A 19,089-nucleotide genomic window follows, 5' to 3' on the forward strand; every position below is an offset into this window, starting at 1 on the left:
AAGGATACGGCCCCGGAGGGGTCCGAGATTGCGGAGTGAATGGATGATGTTGATCGAAGAAACCGCCATCGCGGATGCGGCGCTGCCAGTGGATCAGTTCAAGGCGCATTTGCGGCTGGGCACGGGGTTTGCCGAGGATGATGTGCAGGATCAGGTGCTGAACGGGTTCCTGCGCGCGGCCATTGCGGCGATTGAGGCGCGCACGGGCAAGGTGCTGATTGAACGGAATTTCTCGTGGAGCCTGAACGGCTGGCGTGATCCGGCGGGCGAAGCATTGCCGGTGGCTCCGGTCACGTCGGTTGATGCGGTCACGCGGACGGATGCGGCAGGAACCGAGACCGCGGTGGAGGCGGTGGCCTATCGGTTGGAGCGCGACAGTCAGCGCCCTCGGCTGCGTCCTGCGGGTGCGACCTTGCCCGCGATTACGACGGGTGGGGCGGTGAAGATCGCCTTTACCGCCGGGATGGCGACGAATTGGGGTGGCCTGCCCGCCGATTTGAGGCAGGCGGTGCTGCTGTTGGCGGCGCACTATTACGAATATCGCGATGAAACCGCGCTTGGCGCTGGGTGTATGCCCTTTGGCGTGACCAGTCTGATCCAGCGGTATCGCATGGTGCGGTTTGGTGCGGGGGTGATGCAATGAACACGCCGCATTTGAACCGCAAGCTGGTGCTGGAGGCCCCGGTCCGCAGCGCGGATGGCGCGGGAGGGTATTCCGAAACATGGGCCGCGCTTGGGTCGCTTTGGGCCGAGGTTACGGCGCGCAGCGGGACCGAGCGCGCAGTTGGTGGCGCTTCGGTATCGCGCGTTGGATACCGCATCGTGGTGCGGGGCGCGCCCGAGGGGTCATCGATGCGGCCTGCGCCGGATCAGCGGTTTCGCGAGGGGGCGCGGCGGTTCGTGATCCGTGCGGTGGCTGAGCGCGACGGACGCGGCCACTACCTGACCTGTTTCGCAGATGAAGAGGTGGCCGCATGAGCTATGGCGTTTCGGCTGCTTTACAGGCGGCGGTGTTTCAACAGCTTTCAGGGGATGCGCAGGTCAGAACGCTTTCGGGCGGGGCGATCTATGACGCGGTGCCCTCGGGCGTGTTGCCACAGACCTACGTGACCTTGGGGCCGGAGGAGGTGCGCGAGGCGTCGGATCGATCTGGTTCGGGTGCGGTGCACCGGTTCACGGTCTCGGTGGTGTCCGAAGCGGCGGGCTTTGGCGCGGCTAAGACAGTGGCCGGTGCGGTCTGCGATGCGCTGGAAGGGGCGGCTCTGGATTTGGATCGTGGCCATTTGGTGGGGCTTTGGTTCGAGCGTGCAAGCGCCAGACGTACGGGAACCGGCGGCGCGATCCGCCAGATCGATCTGAGATTCCGCGCCCGCGTGGAAGACGACTAAGCAATCAACGGAGAGAGCATATGGCTGCCCAGAACGGAAAAGACCTGTTGGTCAAAGTGGATATGAACGGCACTGGTCTGTTCGAAACCATCGCGGGCCTGCGCGCCACGCGTATCAGTTTCAACGCGGAAAGTGTGGATGTGACCAGCCTGGAAAGTCAGGGCGGGTGGCGTGAGCTGCTGTCAGGGGCGGGGGTCAAATCGGCCTCGATCTCGGGCTCGGGCGTGTTCAAGGATGAAGGCACGGATGAGCGCGCACGTCAGCTGTTTTTTGACGGTGAGACACCCGGTTTTCAGGTGATCATCCCCGATTTCGGCATTGTCGAAGGCCCGTTTCAGGTTAGCAGCATCGAATATGCGGGCTCGCATAACGGTGAGGCGACCTATGAGATGAGCATGGCAAGCGCCGGTGCGATGAGCTTTACGGCGCTCTGATGGCCAATCCGTGGACGGGCGAGGTGGCGTTGACCATCGATGGGAAGCAGCGGGTGCTCAAGCTGACATTGGGTGCCTTGGCGGAATTGGAACAGGAACTGCAGGCCGGGTCTCTGGTCGAGCTGGTGCAGCGGTTTGAAGGCGGGGCTTATTCCAGCGGTGATGTGCTGGCGCTGCTTGTCGCAGGGTTGCGGGGCGGCGGAGCGCAGGTCACGCGCGATGATCTGCTGCATGCCGAGATTGCGGGCGGGCCGATGGCGGGCGCTAAGGCGGCAGCCGAGTTGCTGGCGCGGGCCTTCATGGTGCCCGAGTGAGCGGGTTCGACTGGCCCGTGCTGATGCGGGCCGGGTTTCTCGGCCTGCGTCTGACGCCTGAACAGTTCTGGCGTCTGACCCCGGTCGAGCTGCGGCTGATGCTGGGGCAAGGCGCGGGGATGCCTTCGATGAACCGGGCGGGCCTGGATGCCTTGCTGACGGCCTATCCGGACAAGACACAAGGAGAGCGTGATGACGGATCGTGATGGTTTTGACGACCTGCAGGAGCGGGGAGAGGCGCTGGGCGATGCGTTGGGCGACGCTGCGGCAATGGCCTCGGCGTTTGATGGTCAGATGCGGCGGATCAGGGCCGCGTTTGAAGAGACGGGCAAGGATATCGCCACGCTTGAGCGTGGCATGTCCGGCGGTTTGCGCAAGGCCTTTGATGGCGTGGTGCTGGATGGGATGAACCTGTCGGGCGCGCTGGATGTGCTGAAGAACTCGATGATCCGCACGGCGTATTCGGCGGCAATCAAGCCGGTGACGGACCACTTCGGCGGCATGCTGGCCAATGGGGTTGGCGGTCTGGTTCAGGGGATTCTTCCGTTTGCCGATGGCGGCAGTTTTTCCCAAGGCCGGGTGATGCCTTTTGCCAATGGTGGTGTGGTCAGCAGCCCGACGATGTTTCCGATGCGCGGCGGCACCGGGTTGATGGGCGAGGCGGGCCCCGAGGCGATCATGCCACTGGCGCGCGGAGCGGACGGCAAGCTGGGTGTGCGGACACAGGGTGGGGGCCGGGCGGTGAACGTGGTGATGAACATCTCCACGCCCGATGTGCAGGGGTTCCGCCGCTCTCAGGGTCAGATCGCGGCGCAGATGAGCCGGGCCTTGGGGCGTGGCAATCGCAACAGATAAGGGGAGCAGGTGATGAATTTCCACGAGGTGAGATTTCCCGCCAGCCTGAGCTTTGGCTCGGTCGGGGGACCGGAACGGCGCACAGATATTGTGACGCTGACCAACGGGTTTGAGGAACGCAACACCCCCTGGGCGCATTCGCGCAGGCGCTATGATGCCGGGCTGGGGATGCGGTCGCTGGATGATATCGAGACTCTGATCTCGTTTTTCGAGGCGCGGCAGGGGCAGATGTTTGGGTTCCGCTGGAAGGACTGGTCGGATTTCAAATCGGGTGCGGCGACGGCCGAGGTCGACAAGGGCGATCAGGTGATTGCGCGCGGCGACGGTGAGACGACCGAGTTTCAGCTGGTCAAGACCTACAGCTCGGGCGGGTTCAGCTATGTGCGGCCGATCCTGAAGCCGGTGCTGGGGACCGTGACACTGGGGCTGGATCAGGATGCGCAGCGCGAAGGCGTGGATTTTGAGGTCGATCTGGCGGTCGGACGTGTGACCTTTGCAGCACCGCCGCCCGAACAGGTCGAGATTACGGCAGGGTTCGAGTTCGACGTGCCTGTGCGGTTTGACACGGACAAGATTCAGACCAGCGTCGCCAGCTTTCAGGCAGGCGACGTGCCGAATGTGCCCGTGGTCGAGGTGCGGGTCTGATGAGCGGCGATAAACAGGCGCTACAGACGCATCTGCAAAGCGGTCTGACCACCACTTGTCGCTGTTGGGCCATCACGCGCAGCGACGGACAGACCTTTGGTTTCACCGATCATGACATGGAGCTGCGCTTTGACGGGCTGGTCTTCAAGGCGAGCACTGGTTTGACGGCTGCGGCGATCGAACAGGCAACCGGCCTGTCGATCGACAACACCGAGGCGATGGGCGCGCTATCTGATGCCTCGGTCCGAGAAGAGGATATCGAGGCAGGGCGTTTTGACGGGGCCGAGGTACGGGCTTGGCTGGTCAACTGGGTCGATCCAGAGCAGAGGATGCTGCAGTTTCGCGGCTCAATTGGCGAATTGCGGCGCGCGGGTGGGGCGTTTCATGCGGAACTGCGCGGGTTGACGGATCTGCTGAACCGGTCATTGGGGCGGATCTATCAGAAGCCCTGCACGGCTGTGCTGGGGGACAAGGCGTGCCGCTTTGCCCTGGAGACACCCGGCTATCGAGCCGGGGCTGAAATTGTCGCGTTGGACGGCGCGGCTTTGCGGTTGCGGGGTGCGGAGAGTTCTGACGCCGGGTGGTTCGAGCGCGGCAGGCTGGATGTGCTGGACGGGGCTGCTCAGGGCCTGTGGGCCTCGATCAAGCTGGATGAACCGGCGCGAGATGGGCGCGATGTTACGCTGTGGTCGTCGATTGGCGGTGGGCTGGCGGTGGGCGACAGGGTCCAACTGACCGCCGGGTGTGACAAACGCATGACCACTTGCCGGTTAAAGTTCAACAACATGCTGAATTTTCAGGGCTTCCCCGACCTGCCGCACGAGGACTGGGTCATGGCCGTGCCCAAGCGCAGCAGTCAACACAAAGGGGGGAGTCGGCGGTGATGCGGAATAAGCAAGAAATCGTTGAAGAAGCGCGGGCGTGGCTGGGTACGCCCTACGTGCATCAAGCGTCTGTCCGTGGGGCCGGGGCGGATTGCCTGGGCCTGCTACGGGGCGTTTGGCGCGCTGTGATGGGGCATGAGCCCGAGGCGGTGCCGGTCTATAGCATGGATTGGTCTGAGCCGCAGGGCGAGGAACGCATGTGGGCTGTGGCCCGCCGCCATCTCATCGAGAAATCGCCCGAGGATATAACCACGGGGGATGTTTTGCTGTTTCGGATGCGGGATTCGGCGGTGGCCAAGCATCTGGGCATTGTCAGCGCGCCTGATCCGATGCGATTCATCCACGCCTATACCGGGCACGGTGTCGTTGAAAACACACTGAGCGAACCGTGGCGTCGCCGCGTCGTCGCCTGTTTCGAATTCCCGCTGGAGGACCTCTGATGGCTACAATTCTTCTGTCTGCCGCTGGGGCGGCAATTGGCGGCTCGATCGGCGGCTCTGTCGCAGGTCTGTCAACGGCAGTAATTGGTCGTGCTGTTGGGGCGACACTGGGGCGGGTGATTGACAACCGGCTGATGGCCAGTCAGTCCGTCATGGGGGGCGGCAGTGAGGTCGTTGAAACCGGACGTCTGGATCGCTTCCGTCTGACTGAGACCGGCGAGGGTGCGACCGTCGCGACAGTCTATGGCCGGATGCGTATCGGCGGACAGGTCATCTGGGCATCGGATTTTCTGGAAACCCGCTCTACATCGACCTCGACACAAACCTCGGGCGGTGGTGGCGGGGGCAAAGGGAAGCCCAAGCCCGTTGAGGTGACGACGACAACCACCACCCATAGCTACAGCTATTCGGTATCTCTGGCGATTGCCGTGGGCGCGGGCCAGGTCGCGGATATCACACGCGTCTGGGCCGATGGTGAAGAGGTCGAGCGCCAAACGCTGAATATGCGGATTTATCGTGGAGATCACGATCAATTGCCCGATCCACTGATTGAGGCGGTTGAAGGCGCAGGCACGGTGCCTGCCTATCGCGGTACGGCTTATGTGGTGATCGAAGATCTAGCGCTGGGCCCTTTTGGCAACCGTGTACCGCAATTCTCATTTGAGGTGGTACGGCAAGAACAAGACGAGATGCCGGATGCCGCAGACGCGCTGTCTCGGATCATCAAAGGCGTGGCGCTGATGCCGGGAACAGGCGAGTACGCGCTGGCTTCATCTCAAGTCAATTACACCAAGGGCCGGGGCCGCAGTTGGGCGGCGAATGTCAACTCGCCATCGGGCAAAACCGATCTTGTGACATCGACGCGGGCGCTGGGCCAGGTATTGCCGGGTTGCGAGGCGGCCTCGTTGATCGTGTCGTGGTTCGGCGATGATTTGCGCTGCGGTGAATGTCAGATTCGACCCAAGGTAGAACGCAAAAATATCGAGGGCGCAAACATGCCCTGGAGTGTATCGGGTCTGTCCCGAACTGCGGCAGGGCAAGTGAAATGGCAAGATGGGCGCCCGATCTATGGCGGCACCCCGGCTGATGCGGCAGTGGTGCAGGCGATCCGCCACCTGAAGAATTCGGGCAAACGGGTCATGTTCTATCCGTTCATTCTGATGGAGCAATCAGAGGGCAACGGCCTGCCTGATCCGTGGTCTGATGCCTTTGATCAGCCGCATTTGCCGTGGCGGGGGCGGATCACTTTGGATGTTGCTCCGGGACGCACAGGCTCGCCGGATCAAACTGCGGATGCGGATGCCCAAGTGGCGGCGTTCTTTGGTACGGCGCGCGCGTCACATTTCTCGACCAGCGGCAGCAAAGTGACCTATCGCGGCCCACAGGAATGGGGACTGCGGCGGTTCATTCTGCACTATGCAGCTCTGTGCAAGGCGGCAGGCGGTGTGGAGTCCTTCTGTATTGGGTCTGAGATGCGCGGGCTGACACAAATCCGCGGCGCGTCGGGCTTTGCAGCAGTTGCCGAGTTGCGGGAATTGGCTGCGGAGGTGCGTACGATATTGGGGCCGGAGACCAAGATCGGCTATGCCGCCGACTGGACCGAGTATTTCGGGTATCAACCGCAGGATGGCACTGGTGACCGGTTCTTCCACCTTGACCCGCTTTGGGCTGATGAGAACATCGATTTTGTCGGCATCGACAATTATATGCCGCTGTCTGATTGGCGGGATGGAGCCTCGCATCTGGACGCTGAGGCGTCGAACGGGTCGATCTATGACTTGGACTATCTGCGCGGCAATATCGAAGGCGGCGAGGGGTATGATTGGTACTATTCCTCGCCCGAGGAAGCCGAAGCGCAGATCCGAAGCCCGATCACCGATGACGACCATGGCGAGCCATGGGTTTGGCGGTACAAGGATCTTCGTAACTGGTGGGCGAACCGACATCACGAGCGGATCAGCGGCGTCCGGCAGGAGACTCCTACGGATTGGGTGCCTGCAGCCAAGCCGATCTGGTTTACAGAACTGGGATGCGCGGCCATCGACAAAGGCACGAACCAGCCGAACAAGTTCCTGGATCCGAAATCGTCTGAATCTGATTTGCCAAATTATTCCAACGGTTTGCGAGACGATTTTATCATGGCTCAGTACCTCCGGGCTGTCCTTGGCTATTGGGGTGACCCTGAGATCAACCCGGTATCGGACATCTATGATGGCCCCATGGTAGACATGTCGAACGCCTTTGTCTGGGCGTGGGATGCACGACCCTTCCCAACCTTTCCAAACCTGCGATCGCAGTGGTCGGATGGCGACAACTACGCGCGCGGGCATTGGCTGAACGGGCGGTCCGGGTCGCGAACATTGGCCTCGGTCGTGACAGAAATCTGTCACAAGGCGGGGGTGGCGGCCATCGATGTTTCAGAGCTGTATGGCGTGGTGCGCGGCTATGCGGTCGAAGAGGTGATGAACGCGCGGCAGGCATTGCAGCCGCTGATGCTGCGATATGGGTTCGATGCGATCGAGCGGGACGGAGTGCTGAAGTTCAGAACCCGCGATGGGCGTCGGGCCGTAGATCTGGACCCCGAGCAGATCGCGATCAGCTCGGATATCGATGGACCGTTCGAACATCGCCGCGAGGCAGAGGCTGAGATGACTGGACGTGTCCGTTTGCGGTTTGTCCAGTCGGATGCGGACCATGATGTGGTTGCGGAAGAGGCCGTCTTGCCCGATGACAGAACCCATTCGGTCGCGGTCAACGAAATGCCTCTGTCGATGACTCGCGCCGAAGGGCGTCAGACGGTCGAGCGTTGGCTGAGCGAATCCCGCATTTCGCGCGAGACGGCGCGCTTTGCTCTGCCGCCCTCGCTGCTGCATGTCGGGGCTGGCGATGTGGTGCGTTTGCCGGATGCTAGGGACGGAACGCTATATCGGATTGACCGGCTGGAACAGGCCGAGATGCAATTGGCCGATGCAGTACGGATTGAACCCGGCGTCTATACGCCGTCCGACGTGCTGGACGATGTAGCTGCGGCCAAACCGTTCATCGCGCCGGTGCCCGTCTTACCGGTGTTCATGGACCTACCGCTGATCACCGGATCCGAAGCGCCCCATGCGCCTTATCTTGCAATCTCGGCCGAGCCGTGGCCCGGCAGCGTGGCCGTCTATTCAGCCCCACAGGATGAGGACTATACGCTGCATCAGGTGATCGCAGGGCAGGCGGTGATTGGGTTCACCGAGACACCGCTGCGGCGCGCTGGGGCCGGGCTCTGGGATGAAGGGGCTGCGCTGCGGGTCAATCTCATCGATGGCGTGTTGGAGTCTCGTCGACGCTCAGCGTTGTTGAGTGGTGCTAATCTGGCCGCCATCGGGGACGGAACGCCCGGCAATTGGGAAGTGTTCCAGTTTTCCGAAGCCAACCTGCAGGAGACCGGCGTGTATAACCTGTCAGGCCGCCTGCGCGGACAGTTGGGTACGGATGCCTTGATGCCCGATATCTGGCCAGAAGGGTCAACCTTTGTGCTGCTGGATGAACGTGTTTATCAGACCGGATTGCTGCGCACCGAACGGCGCGTGGCCAAGCATTACCGCATCGGCCCGGCAACGCGCGGCTATGAGGACCCGGCCTATGAGCATCTGGTCGAAGCGTTCGACGGCAATGGGCTGAGGCCTTATTCGCCGGTGCATTTGCGAGTCTCTGTGACGGGCGCGGGCGACGACATCTCTTGGGTGCGCCGGACACGGATCGATGGCGATGACTGGGGCGGGCTCGAAGTGCCCTTGGGGGAAGAAAGTGAGTCTTATCTAGTTCGCGTGTTCACCGAAGGCGCTTTGCTGCGCGAGACGGTTACCAGCGCTCCGGTCTGGCAGTATTCCGCCGCGATGAAGTTCGACGATGGGCTGAGCGGAGCTTACGACATCGCGATCGCACAAGTCTCAGCCACTTATGGGCCCGGTGCGTTTGCACATTTTTCGGTAGGCTAAGGCACTGTGAGACCGGTCCTGCACGGAGATATCAGCACAGCGGCGCGGGCTTTGCTGGCTGCGCCGCTAGCCGACCGCGATCAGTTGAGCACCCTTTTGATCTCTGAGGCCGAACTGGCAGATCAGCACGTCGCCAGAACGGGTCGGCTGCATCCGGTTTACGGAAATGGCTCACTAATGGCGGCTGCACGCAGTCGACCGCTGGCAGATGAACCAAGTTTCGATGATCTGCAATATTGCCAGTGTTTCGAGATGGTTCTGCTAAAACTGATCCGGTTTCAGATTAAGCAGTCGCGCAGCTAACACATTTGGATGCGGCAAGGTCCAATTTTAGCCGACCGTGGGCAATTTCCTCGCCGCAATCTTCGCAATAGCCAAACTCGTCCTCTTCCAATCGGACAAGCGCAGCCTGAAGACGATGAACTTCGGTGTTCCGCCGAACCTGCTGGGCTTTCGCCATCGCCTGATTTTGAAGGGCATCCATTCGGCTAAGTCGACCAACTGCCTGTTGATCCAGTTCCACAATCGATTGAGCTTCTTGGCCGGCTGCGGATTGCGTGGCCAGATCGCCAAGGCGCTGGTGGATGAGTTGCCGGAATTGCTCCAGTTCAGCTGAGTTCATTTTTTGTTGCACTGCGCATCAAGGGTTTGCGTTTGGCGTTTTTGCCACTAGATGGCTATTCTAAGCGCAGCAAAGGATGAAAAGCCATGTTCGAAACGCGCAGCCAAGTGACGCCAGTGGATCCCGTTTGGGATCGCATAACCTCTGAGGCCCACGCGGCCGTTGAAAAAGAGCCGCTGATGGGCGGGTTGGTGCATGCCTGTATACTGCATCACCGCAGCCTGGAACGGGCGCTTTCCTATCGAATCTCGGCCAAGCTGTGCTCAAACGAGATGTCGATGATGGTCCTGCGCGAGATCGTGGACGAGGCCTATACCGACGATAAGGCACTGCTCGAAGCCGCGCGGGCCGATCTGATGGCAGTCTATGAGCGCGATCCGGCCTGCCACCGTCTGTTGCAGCCGATCCTTTATTTCAAAGGCTATCAGGCGATGCAGGCCTATCGTGTTGCGCATTGGTTATGGAAGAAGGGGCGGCATGATCTGGCGTATTTCTTCCAGATGCGCTCATCCGAGATTTTTGGGATCGATATCCATCCTGCGGCCCGCATTGGGAAAGGCATCATGATCGACCATGCGCATTCCATCGTGATCGGTGAGACTGCGGTTGTGGGCGACAATGTGTCGATGCTGCATTCGGTGACGCTGGGCGGGACCGGCAAAGAAGAAGAACAGCGCCATCCCACCATCGGCGATGGTGTCCTGATCGGCGCGGGTGCCAAGGTACTGGGCAATATCGCGGTCGGCCATTGTAGCCGTATCGCCGCTGGTTCGGTTGTCCTGCAAGAGGTTCCGGCGTGCACGACCGTTGCCGGTATACCGGCCAAGATCGTGGGCGAAGCCGGGTGCGATCAGCCGTCGATCTCGATGGATCATATGCTGGGGAAAGACCAGTAAATCTGAATGAATAGACGAAAAAGGCCGCCTCGGGGTTCGAGGCGGCCTTTTTTGTGCGCATTCCGGTTGGCTTAGGCCAACATGACCATCGGGTTTTCCAGGTTGTCGACGATAGCCTGCAGCAGCTGAGCGCCAAGCGCGCCGTCGATGACCCGATGATCGACCGACATGGTGACGGACATGACGGTTGCGATTGTCAGTTCTCCGTCGTCGCCCACGACAGGTTTTTTGAGGCCGGTACCAACCGCGAGGATACCTGCATGCGGCGGGTTCACGATGGCGTCGAAATTGTCGATGCCGAACATTCCCAGATTCGAGACCGCGAAGGTGCCGCCTTGGTACTCATGCGGGGCCAGCTTGCGCTCGCGGGCGCGGCCTGCAAGATCCTTCATCTCGGTCGACAACGCTGACAGCGACTTGGTGTCGGCATCCTGCAGAACCGGCGTGAACAGACCGCCTTCGATCGCGACCGCGACGGCCACGTCCGAGGGTTTCAGTTGCAGAACCCGGTCACCTGCCCAGACGGCATTGCATTCGGGAACCTGTTGCAGCGCGTTGGCGACGGCCTTGATGATGAAGTCGTTGACGCTGAGCTTCACGCCCCGACCTTCAAGCTGTTTGTTCAACTGGCTGCGGAACTTGAGCAGCGCATCCAGCTTGATGTCGCGGCGCAGGTAGAAATGCGGGATGGTCTGCTTCGCCTCAGACAGACGCGCGGCGATGGTCTTGCGCATACCGTCGAGTTTGATCTCTTCGTACTCGCGCCCTTCATACATCTTGGCCACAGCATCTGCCGATGGGCCTGCAGGCGCAGCGGCGGCTGGGGCGGCCGCAGCAGCAGGCGCTGGTGCCGCTGCAGGTGCGGCTGTGGCGCTTTCCACATCGGCTTTGACGATACGACCATGCGGGCCAGAACCTGAGATTTGAGCCAGATCCAAGCCTTTCTGTGCGGCAATCCGACGAGCAAGGGGGGAGGCGAAGATACGACCGCCATCCGCTTTGGCCGGCGCTGCCGGGGCAGGGGCGGGTGCCTCGGATGCCGCTGGCGCGGCAGCCTCGTTGCCCGCTGCGGCTGCGGGTGCAGCCGCCGGGGCGGCAGCAGGTGTTGCGCCAATGTCATCGGCGCTTTCGCCATCCTCCAGCAAAACCGCGATGGCGGTGTTCACCTTCACGCCTTCGGTGCCCTCGGCGATCAGGATCTTGCCGATGGTGCCTTCGTCGACGGCCTCGAATTCCATCGTGGCCTTGTCGGTTTCGATCTCGGCCAGCAGGTCACCGGAGGAGACGGTGTCGCCTTCTTTCACAAGCCATTTTGCAAGTGTGCCTTCCTCCATCGTCGGGGACAGGGCGGGCATCAGGATTTCGGTGGGCATCTCAGCGCTCCTCAATCAGAGTAATTTGGTCAAAGGGCGCTTTGGGGCGCCCGGTGCCGCGTGCGAGCGTCGCAATCGCAGCCTCGATTTTATCTTTGTTCTCCGCCATCCAGACATAGGCGGTCTGGTGCGAGGGGCGCGCGCCGATCAACCGCATATCCGCCGCAAGCCGTTCGGGCACAAGCGCCCGCACGGTCCGGTCATCGAGATCGATCTCGACACGGTAGCATTCGGTTGCTGGATCGCGGCCCCTGATCTCCATTACCGGTAGGTCACCTGTTTCACCGCCGCGATCACCTCATCAGTGGTGATCAGCGCCAGCTTTTCGAGGTTCGCGGCATATGGCATCGGAACATCTTTACCGGTGAGGGTGACGACCGGCGCGTCGAGGTAATCGAACGCTTGCTGCATCACGACCGAGCTGATGTAGCTACCGACGGAACCTTGCGGCCAACCTTCTTCGACGGTCACAAGACGGTTGGTTTTCATCACCGAGTTGATGATCGCGCCGGTGTCCATCGGGCGGATGGTGCGCAGGTCGATCACCTCGGCGCTGATGCCGTCCTCGGCCAGCTTGTCGGCGGCCTCCAGCGCGTATTGCATTCCGATGCCAAAGCTGACGATGGTCACGTCCGAGCCTTCGCGCCAGATTCGCGCTTTACCCAGCGGGATGGTAAGGTCATCCACTTGCGGCACGTCGAAGGAGCGGCCGTAGAGGATTTCGTTTTCAAGGAACACAACCGGGTTCGGATCACGGATGGCCGATTTCAGCAGGCCTTTGGCGTCGGCTGCGGAATAGGGCATCACCACCTTGAGGCCAGGCACCTGCATGTACCACGCGGCGTAGTCCTGGCTGTGCTGGGCGGCCACGCGGGCGGCGGCACCGTTGGGGCCACGGAACACGATGGGACAACCCATCTGACCGCCAGACATATAAAGCGTCTTGGCGGCAGAGTTGATGATCTGGTCAATCGCCTGCATGGCAAAGTTGAAAGTCATGAACTCTACAATTGGTTTCAATCCGCCAAAGGCCGATCCAACCGCGATGCCTGCAAAGCCGTGCTCGGTGATCGGAGTGTCGATGACACGCTTGGCGCCGAACTCATCGAGCAGACCTTGGGAGATTTTATACGCGCCCTGATATTCGGCAACTTCCTCGCCCATCAGATAGACGTCTTCGTCGCCGCGCATTTCTTCGGCCATCGCATCGCGGAGTGCTTCGCGGACGGTTTCGGACTTCATCTCTGCATCTGCGGGCCAGTCGGGCGACAGGTCGACCACCGGCGCAGCAGGGGCAGTGGCAGAAGCGGGGGCCTCAACCGCCGCTGGGGCGGCCTCGGTCACCGCTGCAGCAGCGGGGGCAGCTGCAGGCAGGGCTGAGGCGTCTTCGCCTTCTTCCACAAGCACAGCGATAGGGGTGTTCACTTTGACCCCCTCTGTGCCTTCAGCGATCAGGATCTTGCCGACGATGCCTTCATCGACGGCCTCAAACTCCATCGTCGCCTTGTCAGTTTCGATCTCGGCCATGATGTCGCCGGAAGATACGGTGTCGCCTTCCTTAACCAACCATTTGGCCAGTGTGCCCTCTTCCATCGTGGGCGAAAGGGCGGGCATGAGAATTTCGGTTGCCATGTCTTAATCGTCCTCTCAGGCGTAGATGTCGGTCCAGAGCTCATCCAGCGAAGGCTCGGGGCTTTCTTTCGAGAATTCTGCGGCCTGGTTGACGACCTCTTTGATCTCTTTGTCGATCGCTTTCAGGTCATCCTCGGTCGCATGTTTGCCGGTCAGCAGCAGCTCACGCACATGTTCGATCGGGTCGCTTTGTTCACGGACCTTCTGAACCTCTTCGCGCGTGCGGTATTTGGCTGGGTCCGACATCGAATGGCCGCGATAGCGGTAGGTTTTGACCTCAAGGATGTAGGGACCCTTGCCAGCGCGGCAGTGGGCGACGGCCTTCTCACCGGCAGCTTTGACCGCCAGAACGTCCATGCCATTGACGATCTCGCCGGGGATGCCGAACGCCTCGCCCCGATGGTAGATGTCTTTGGTTGAGGTCGAACGCGTCTGCGACGTGCCCATGGCGTATTGGTTGTTCTCGATCACGAAGACAACCGGCAGATCCCAGATCGCTGCCATGTTGAACGTCTCATAAACCTGGCCCTGGTTGGCCGCGCCATCACCGAAATAGGTGAAGGTTACGCCACCGTTTTCCTTGTACTTGTCGGCGAAGGCCAGACCTGCGCCCAATGGCACCTGAGCGCCGACGATACCGTGGCCGCCATAGAAGTGTTTCTCTTTCGAGAACATGTGCATCGAGCCGCCTTTACCTTTTGAAAGGCCACCTTCGCGACCAGTCAGTTCGGCCATCACGCCACCCGGGTCCATGCCACATGCCAACATATGTCCGTGATCGCGGTAGGAGGTAATCCGCTTGTCGCCTTCTTTGGCGGCAGCCTCGAGGCCCACAACGACGGCTTCCTGCCCGATATAAAGGTGGCAAAACCCACCGATCAGACCCATGCCATAGAGTTGACCTGCCTTCTCTTCGAATCGGCGGATCAGAAGCATCTCGCGGTAGTAGGTTTTAAGTTCTTCCGCAGAAACATTTGGTTTCTTTGTGGTTTTTCGCGCAGCCATCGTGGCAATCTCCCCCTCTCGGACAGATAGTTTAGCGTTAAACTATCTCATAAAGCATTTCGCGCGTTCTGGCGAGTACAAATGTGACGCGGGGGCAGGGTGCCTTCGTTTCGGTGGCAGAAAATCTTAGAAGATGAATTAGGGTGAGAGATTTTTCTGTGAAAAACCCTGTGCCTGGGCGTGATCAGCGAATGACGATTTCATCGGCGCGGATCATGCCGAGGATAGATCGTGCCTGCTGATCCAGCAGGTCGAGGTCCAGATAGGTATCAGACAGGCGACGGGTCATATTTTCCATTCGCGCGATCTCATCCTGAAGCTGGGTAAGGTCGCGGGACAGCGCGTCACGTTCTGCCGCAATTTCCACACGTCGGAACAAGCCATAATCCCCCTGCACGGCGGCAAAGGTGAAATAGACGCCTAACATAAAGGCGACCGAGTAGAATGCGAATGCCCCAAGACCGGGTCGATAGGAACGGGTCACCTTATAAACCACCGTAGAACGAACTGCCTCAAAACGTGCCCTTAGCGGGCATCTGCCTTCACTATGTCACAGGTGATTCGGCTTGTGAATCCCCTGTGAGCAAAAAGGTCAGTCTGAGGATCGGCTACTTACCGAACCAAAGCAGCGACGCCTGGCAGGGCCTTACCTTCCATCCATTCCAGGAACGCACCACCTGCGGTGGAGATATAGGAAAAATCTGCCGCTGCACCCGATGCGTTCAGCGCGGCCACCGTATCGCCTCCACCAGCGACTGAAGTCAGCTTGCCATCGCGGGTCAGTTCGGCAGCCTTCAGCGCGGCGGCATTGGTGGCGGCGTCGAACGGGGTCAGCTCGAACGCGCCTAGCGGGCCGTTCCAGATCAGAGTCTGGCTATTCTCCAGCACCTCAGACACTGCAGCGACGCTTTCGGGGCCAGCGTCCAGTATCATGGCGTCGGCAGGGCATTGATCTGCGGGCAGAACCTGATGCGGTGCGTTTGCCTCGAATGCCTCGGCCACGACGATGTCGCGCGGTAGGATAATCGTGCAGCCTGTAGATTCGGCTTTGTTCAGGATTTCGGCAGCGGTGTCGGTCATGGCGTGTTCGGCCAGAGATTTTCCGACGTCGATCCCTTTGGCCACCAGGAACGTATTGGCCATACCTCCGCCGATTACGAGGTAATCGACCTTCTCGATCAGGTTGCCCAACAGGTCCAGTTTGGTCGACACTTTCGCGCCACCGACAACGGCAGTGACGGGGCGATTGGGTGCACCCAACGCTGCCTCAAGCGCGCTGAGTTCCTGTTGCATCAGACGACCGGCGCAGGCGGGTAGCAGGCGGGCAAGCGCTTCGGTTGAGCTGTGCGCGCGGTGGGCGGCCGAGAAGGCGTCGTTGCAATAGACATCGCCCAGTTTTGCCATGCCTTGGGCAAGCGGGACGCTGTTCTTGGTTTCTTCGGTATGAAAACGGGTGTTTTCCAACAGCAGTACTTCGCCTGCGCCCAGCGATGCTGCGGCAGCTTCGGCCTCAGCACCGACGCAATCATCGGCGAACCGAACCGGTGTGCCAAAGGCGGTCTCGAGCGCCGGGACCAATTGCCTGAGAGACATCTCGGCGACGCGTTCGCCTTTCGGGCGACCGAAATGGGCCAGAAGGATCGGCTTGCCGTTTGCGGCGAGGATATCGCGCACGGTTGGCACGATGCGCTGAATGCGGGTGTCATCCGTGACCACACCATCCGCGACGGGCACGTTGATATCCACACGTACCAGAACCCGTTTGCCGTTCAGTTCCATATCGTCCAGAGTTTTCCAGCCCATCGTGTCTATCCTTGCCCATTACATCCAGTTTCAGGCGGTTCTTTTCCTGCATTTTGCCTTCAGGTCAATGCGTCACTTGGCATTCGCGCGTCTGCGTCATAGGTATTTGCGCAAGTTTCAAAGACAGGAGGGCCAGATGGCCGAGATCAAAGACCCCGAAAACACGATCATCATCGAGCTGAAAGACGGCAATGTCGTTATCGAACTGCTACCCGACGTGGCCCCTCAGCACTCGGCCCGCATGAAAGAGCTGGCGCGTGGTGGTGAATATGACAACGTCGCCTTCCACCGTGTGATCGATGGGTTCATGGCGCAAACCGGCGACGTGCAGCATGGCGACATGGAAGACGGGTTCAACATTCGTATGGCGGGCACCGGTGGGTCGTCGCTGCCGAACGTTCCGGCAGAATTCTCGAAATTGCCCCATGATCGCGGCACGTTGGGTGCGGCACGCTCGGCCAACCCGGATTCGGCAAACTCGCAATTTTTCATCAACTTCAAGGACAACCATTTCCTGAACGGTCAGTACACCGTTTATGGCCGCGTCATCGATGGGATGGAGCATGTGGACGCGATTGTGCGTGGTGAGCCGCCTGCGAGCCCTGACCGGATGATCAGCGTGAAGGTGGCCGCCGATGCATAAGCTGGCTGCTGCATTCGTCGTGTTGGCCAGCCCTGCGCTGGCGACAGGCCTTGAGATCGAAATCGAAGGCGAGAGGGCGAATGGCACCGTTACGGTCGACCTCTTCGAAGACCTTGCGCCCAAGCATGTCGAGCAGATTACCGCTCTGGCCGCTGGTGGTCAGTATGATGGCGTTGTGTTTCACCGCGTGATTGATGGTTTCATGGCTCAGACCGGTGATGTGCAACATGGCCGCGTTGGCGCGGACATGCGTCGCGCCGGAACAGGTGGCTCGAATCGCCCAGACCTGCCTGCTGAATTCTCGGACTACAATTTTGACCGGGGCGTTGTCGGCATGGCACGGGCACAGGATCCCAACAGCGCAAACTCGCAGTTCTTCATCATGTTCGAGCCCGGTCCGTTCCTGAACGGCCAATACACCGTTGTGGGTCAGGTCACCGACGGGATGGACGTGGTTGATGCGATCAAGCGCGGCGATGGTCCGAACGGTGCTGTTATCGGTCAGCCCGATGCGATGAAAAAGGTCACTGTGACCGAATAAAAGTAAACCCCGGCGCGCTTTTGCTGGCCGGGGGTCCTTGATGCGGCTGGGTCAATCGTCGGCCGACATCGCCCGCCAGATCAGCGCGCCAATCGCGCCGCCGATCAAAGGTGCCACCCAGAACAGCCACAGCTGCGCCAATGCCGGACCATCGGCAAACAGCGCCACGCCAGTTGACCGGGCAGGGTTCACTGATGTGTTCGTCACTGGTATCGAGATCAGGTGGATCAGCGTCAGCCCCAACCCGATGGCAATCGGCGCGAATCCTGCCGGAGCACCGCTGGACGTTGCCCCCAGAATGATCACGATGAAGAAGGCCGTCATGACGATTTCGATCACGAGGGCTGACATCATCGAATACCCTTCGGGCGAGGCCTCGCCATACCCGTTCGAGGCAAACCCTCCGACCCCCTCAAAACCCGGGGCTCCGCTGACGATAAGATAGAGGACCGCTGCTGCGGCGATTGCTCCGATCACCTGAGCGATCCAATAGGGGATCAGATCTTTGGCGTCGAACCGCCCGCCTATCATTAGGCCAAGGCTGACTGCCGGGTTGAAGTGCCCGCCCGAGATATGCCCGACCGCGTAGGCCATGGTCAGCACTGTCAGGCCAAAGGCAAAGGAAACGCCCAGCCAGCCGATACCCACATCGGCGACACCCGCAGCCAGAACCGCGCTACCGCAGCCACCAAGTACTAGCCAAAAAGTGCCAAAGAATTCAGCCATAAGTTTCGATGACATGAAAAGTCCTCCAGAAAACAATGGCTTTCAGTATAATTCATAAAGTGCGTTTTGTGAAACTGACGTCTACGGGGAATTTCTTAGGCTCCTTCACAGCGTGTGGAAACTATCCAGTGCGTCCGTAGAACGTCTGGCGCGCGCTTTCCGATAATGAGATGCCGGGTTCAGTGTTGTAGGCGAGCACGGCAAGAATACGGGTCTGTTCACCCTCGTTTGGTGCAACCCGATGGATCGAATTCCGGCCGCGGAAGAACACCAGCGTTCCAGCGCTGGCGTCAAGCCGATTAACTGGGGTACGGCCATCAAGGATGTCACCAACCGCGTCAAAGCTCATCTCACCGGCATCTGCATCGCGCATATCACGAACGTACTCAAATGACCCGCCGTGTTCCGGAGGTTGCACCATCAAAGTGATCGCGAATGAAGAGTTGTCGAAGTGCCAGCCCAACTCTTGGCCTTGCTCGGCAAAATGCAGGTTAATGGACGACAACGGATCGGCATATTCATACAGCGCGCCTTCTTCCAGCACGTCGCACAGAAAGGTGCGGAATACATCGGAATCGTATAGCGCCCGCAGGGCGGAGGATTCGGCAATTTGATCGTCTGTCAGGCAACCTTTTGAGGATGTAACCAGCCTGTTGCGCGGGTGATCAGGATTGTAGGCAGGGTCCATCGGGCTGAGATAGACCGTATGTTTTTCGGTCTTCGCATAAACCTTTTCCCGCTTGGCTAGACCTTCGGCCCGAATCGAGGATATCGCGCCCTCTTTGACAAAACCCGGCATCTCCAGCACACCGTCGCGTTGATAGCACTGTCTGAGTTTCGCGCAAAATTCCGCATCTTCGATCGGGTATGTGGTGAGGTCAACAATATCTGCCAGTTCCATTGAGCCT

Annotated in this window: 25 protein-coding genes; 16 read left to right on the plus strand and 9 right to left on the minus strand. The window is 60.2% G+C overall.

All coding sequences use genetic code 11. From position 1 onward, the window contains the following. The first annotated feature begins 43 nt into the window (after window positions 1-43). Genes AC2FI7_RS17095 through AC2FI7_RS17150 form a run of 12 tightly spaced genes read left to right on the plus strand, consistent with a single transcriptional unit; the run spans window position 44 to window position 9,243 of the window. A complete protein-coding gene (locus AC2FI7_RS17095) occupies window positions 44-643 on the plus strand; it encodes a head-tail connector protein (protein WP_010442104.1) in 600 nt (199 codons plus the stop codon). Then, window positions 640-978, plus strand: coding sequence for a head-tail adaptor protein (locus AC2FI7_RS17100; RefSeq protein ID WP_496816302.1), 339 nt, complete (start codon window positions 640-642; stop codon window positions 976-978). The genes AC2FI7_RS17095 and AC2FI7_RS17100 overlap by 4 nt, the downstream gene beginning before the upstream one ends. Further along, a complete protein-coding gene (locus tag AC2FI7_RS17105) occupies window positions 975-1,388 on the plus strand; it encodes a DUF3168 domain-containing protein (protein ID WP_010442106.1) in 414 nt (137 codons plus the stop codon). The genes AC2FI7_RS17100 and AC2FI7_RS17105 overlap by 4 nt, the downstream gene beginning before the upstream one ends. A 20-nt stretch (window positions 1,389-1,408) precedes the next feature. After that, a complete protein-coding gene (locus AC2FI7_RS17110; RefSeq protein WP_010442107.1) occupies window positions 1,409-1,822 on the plus strand; it encodes a phage major tail protein, TP901-1 family in 414 nt (137 codons plus the stop codon). Next, on the plus strand, window positions 1,822-2,136 hold the full coding sequence (locus AC2FI7_RS17115) for a gene transfer agent family protein (RefSeq protein ID WP_010442108.1): 315 nt from the start codon (window positions 1,822-1,824) through the stop codon (window positions 2,134-2,136). The genes AC2FI7_RS17110 and AC2FI7_RS17115 overlap by 1 nt, the downstream gene beginning before the upstream one ends. Further along, entirely contained in the window at window positions 2,133-2,342 is a 210-nt protein-coding gene (locus AC2FI7_RS17120; protein WP_010442109.1) for a rcc01693 family protein, read from the plus strand. Before AC2FI7_RS17115 ends, AC2FI7_RS17120 begins: the two co-directional genes overlap by 4 nt. Then, window positions 2,329-2,991: an RcGTA-type gene transfer agent tail tape measure protein gene (locus AC2FI7_RS17125; RefSeq protein WP_010442110.1), complete on the plus strand. Its 663-nt coding sequence runs from the start codon at window positions 2,329-2,331 to the stop codon at window positions 2,989-2,991. Before AC2FI7_RS17120 ends, AC2FI7_RS17125 begins: the two co-directional genes overlap by 14 nt. Before the next feature lie 12 nt (window positions 2,992-3,003). After that, window positions 3,004-3,636: a DUF2460 domain-containing protein gene (locus tag AC2FI7_RS17130; protein WP_010442111.1), complete on the plus strand. Its 633-nt coding sequence runs from the start codon at window positions 3,004-3,006 to the stop codon at window positions 3,634-3,636. Further along, window positions 3,636-4,520: a phage/gene transfer agent baseplate hub protein gene (locus tag AC2FI7_RS17135; protein WP_010442112.1), complete on the plus strand. Its 885-nt coding sequence runs from the start codon at window positions 3,636-3,638 to the stop codon at window positions 4,518-4,520. Before AC2FI7_RS17130 ends, AC2FI7_RS17135 begins: the two co-directional genes overlap by 1 nt. Next, the gene (locus tag AC2FI7_RS17140; protein ID WP_010442113.1) at window positions 4,520-4,960 is read left to right on the plus strand and encodes an NlpC/P60 family protein; all 441 of its coding nucleotides are present in this window, start codon (window positions 4,520-4,522) and stop codon (window positions 4,958-4,960) included. The genes AC2FI7_RS17135 and AC2FI7_RS17140 overlap by 1 nt, the downstream gene beginning before the upstream one ends. Further along, entirely contained in the window at window positions 4,960-8,940 is a 3,981-nt protein-coding gene (locus tag AC2FI7_RS17145) for a baseplate multidomain protein megatron (RefSeq protein WP_496816307.1), read from the plus strand. The genes AC2FI7_RS17140 and AC2FI7_RS17145 overlap by 1 nt, the downstream gene beginning before the upstream one ends. A gap of 6 nt (window positions 8,941-8,946) precedes the next feature. Beyond that, entirely contained in the window at window positions 8,947-9,243 is a 297-nt protein-coding gene (locus AC2FI7_RS17150; protein WP_010442115.1) for a DUF7742 family protein, read from the plus strand. Here AC2FI7_RS17150 and AC2FI7_RS17155 read toward each other — a convergent pair. Beyond that, entirely contained in the window at window positions 9,224-9,289 is a 66-nt protein-coding gene (locus AC2FI7_RS17155; RefSeq protein ID WP_310793658.1) for a hypothetical protein, read from the minus strand. The two genes, AC2FI7_RS17150 and AC2FI7_RS17155, sit on opposite strands and share 20 nt — an antisense overlap. On the opposite strand from AC2FI7_RS17155, the gene AC2FI7_RS17160 reads away from it, so the two are divergent. Beyond that, a complete protein-coding gene (locus tag AC2FI7_RS17160) occupies window positions 9,281-9,556 on the plus strand; it encodes a hypothetical protein (protein WP_310793659.1) in 276 nt (91 codons plus the stop codon). The two genes, AC2FI7_RS17155 and AC2FI7_RS17160, sit on opposite strands and share 9 nt — an antisense overlap. A gap of 92 nt (window positions 9,557-9,648) precedes the next feature. Next, a complete protein-coding gene (cysE, locus tag AC2FI7_RS17165; RefSeq protein WP_496816309.1) occupies window positions 9,649-10,458 on the plus strand; it encodes a serine O-acetyltransferase in 810 nt (269 codons plus the stop codon). Window positions 10,459-10,529: 71 nt separating this feature from the next. On the opposite strand, the gene AC2FI7_RS17170 is transcribed toward cysE, so the two are convergent. The 6 genes from AC2FI7_RS17170 to AC2FI7_RS17195 all read right to left on the minus strand — a co-directional run bounded on the left by AC2FI7_RS17170 (window position 10,530) and on the right by AC2FI7_RS17195 (window position 16,271). Beyond that, window positions 10,530-11,831 carry a pyruvate dehydrogenase complex dihydrolipoamide acetyltransferase gene (locus AC2FI7_RS17170; RefSeq protein WP_496816311.1) on the minus strand — a complete coding sequence of 434 codons (1,302 nt, stop codon included), beginning with the start codon at window positions 11,829-11,831 and terminating at the stop codon, window positions 10,530-10,532. A gap of 1 nt (window position 11,832) precedes the next feature. Beyond that, window positions 11,833-12,093, minus strand: a complete 261-nt coding sequence (locus tag AC2FI7_RS17175; RefSeq protein WP_010442121.1) for a hypothetical protein — start codon at window positions 12,091-12,093, stop codon at window positions 11,833-11,835. Continuing rightward, window positions 12,093-13,463, minus strand: a complete 1,371-nt coding sequence (locus AC2FI7_RS17180; RefSeq protein WP_496816313.1) for a pyruvate dehydrogenase complex E1 component subunit beta — start codon at window positions 13,461-13,463, stop codon at window positions 12,093-12,095. Before AC2FI7_RS17180 ends, AC2FI7_RS17175 begins: the two co-directional genes overlap by 1 nt. A 15-nt stretch (window positions 13,464-13,478) precedes the next feature. Continuing rightward, on the minus strand, window positions 13,479-14,468 hold the full coding sequence (gene pdhA / locus AC2FI7_RS17185; RefSeq protein WP_010442123.1) for a pyruvate dehydrogenase (acetyl-transferring) E1 component subunit alpha: 990 nt from the start codon (window positions 14,466-14,468) through the stop codon (window positions 13,479-13,481). A 184-nt stretch (window positions 14,469-14,652) separates the two neighbouring features. After that, window positions 14,653-14,952, minus strand: a complete 300-nt coding sequence (locus AC2FI7_RS17190; RefSeq protein WP_029622020.1) for an FtsB family cell division protein — start codon at window positions 14,950-14,952, stop codon at window positions 14,653-14,655. Between the two features lie 128 nt (window positions 14,953-15,080). Further along, window positions 15,081-16,271: a phosphoglycerate kinase gene (locus AC2FI7_RS17195; protein WP_010442125.1), complete on the minus strand. Its 1,191-nt coding sequence runs from the start codon at window positions 16,269-16,271 to the stop codon at window positions 15,081-15,083. Between the two features lie 136 nt (window positions 16,272-16,407). On the opposite strand from AC2FI7_RS17195, the gene AC2FI7_RS17200 reads away from it, so the two are divergent. Both AC2FI7_RS17200 and AC2FI7_RS17205 read left to right on the plus strand, forming a co-directional pair. Further along, window positions 16,408-16,914 (plus strand): peptidylprolyl isomerase, encoded by a 507-nt coding sequence (locus AC2FI7_RS17200; protein WP_170396522.1) that lies wholly within the window; start codon window positions 16,408-16,410, stop codon window positions 16,912-16,914. Next, window positions 16,907-17,455 carry a peptidylprolyl isomerase gene (locus AC2FI7_RS17205; protein ID WP_496816316.1) on the plus strand — a complete coding sequence of 183 codons (549 nt, stop codon included), beginning with the start codon at window positions 16,907-16,909 and terminating at the stop codon, window positions 17,453-17,455. The genes AC2FI7_RS17200 and AC2FI7_RS17205 overlap by 8 nt, the downstream gene beginning before the upstream one ends. Before the next feature lie 51 nt (window positions 17,456-17,506). Here AC2FI7_RS17205 and aqpZ read toward each other — a convergent pair whose 3' ends face one another. Both aqpZ and AC2FI7_RS17215 read right to left on the minus strand, forming a co-directional pair. Continuing rightward, entirely contained in the window at window positions 17,507-18,196 is a 690-nt protein-coding gene (gene aqpZ / locus AC2FI7_RS17210) for an aquaporin Z (RefSeq protein ID WP_010442128.1), read from the minus strand. 106 nt (window positions 18,197-18,302) lie between these two features. Further along, on the minus strand, window positions 18,303-19,082 hold the full coding sequence (locus tag AC2FI7_RS17215; protein ID WP_010442129.1) for a HalD/BesD family halogenase: 780 nt from the start codon (window positions 19,080-19,082) through the stop codon (window positions 18,303-18,305). Between the last annotated feature and the right edge of the window lie 7 nt (window positions 19,083-19,089).

The sequence above is a fragment of the Ruegeria sp. YTSA064 genome, from assembly GCF_059610325.1.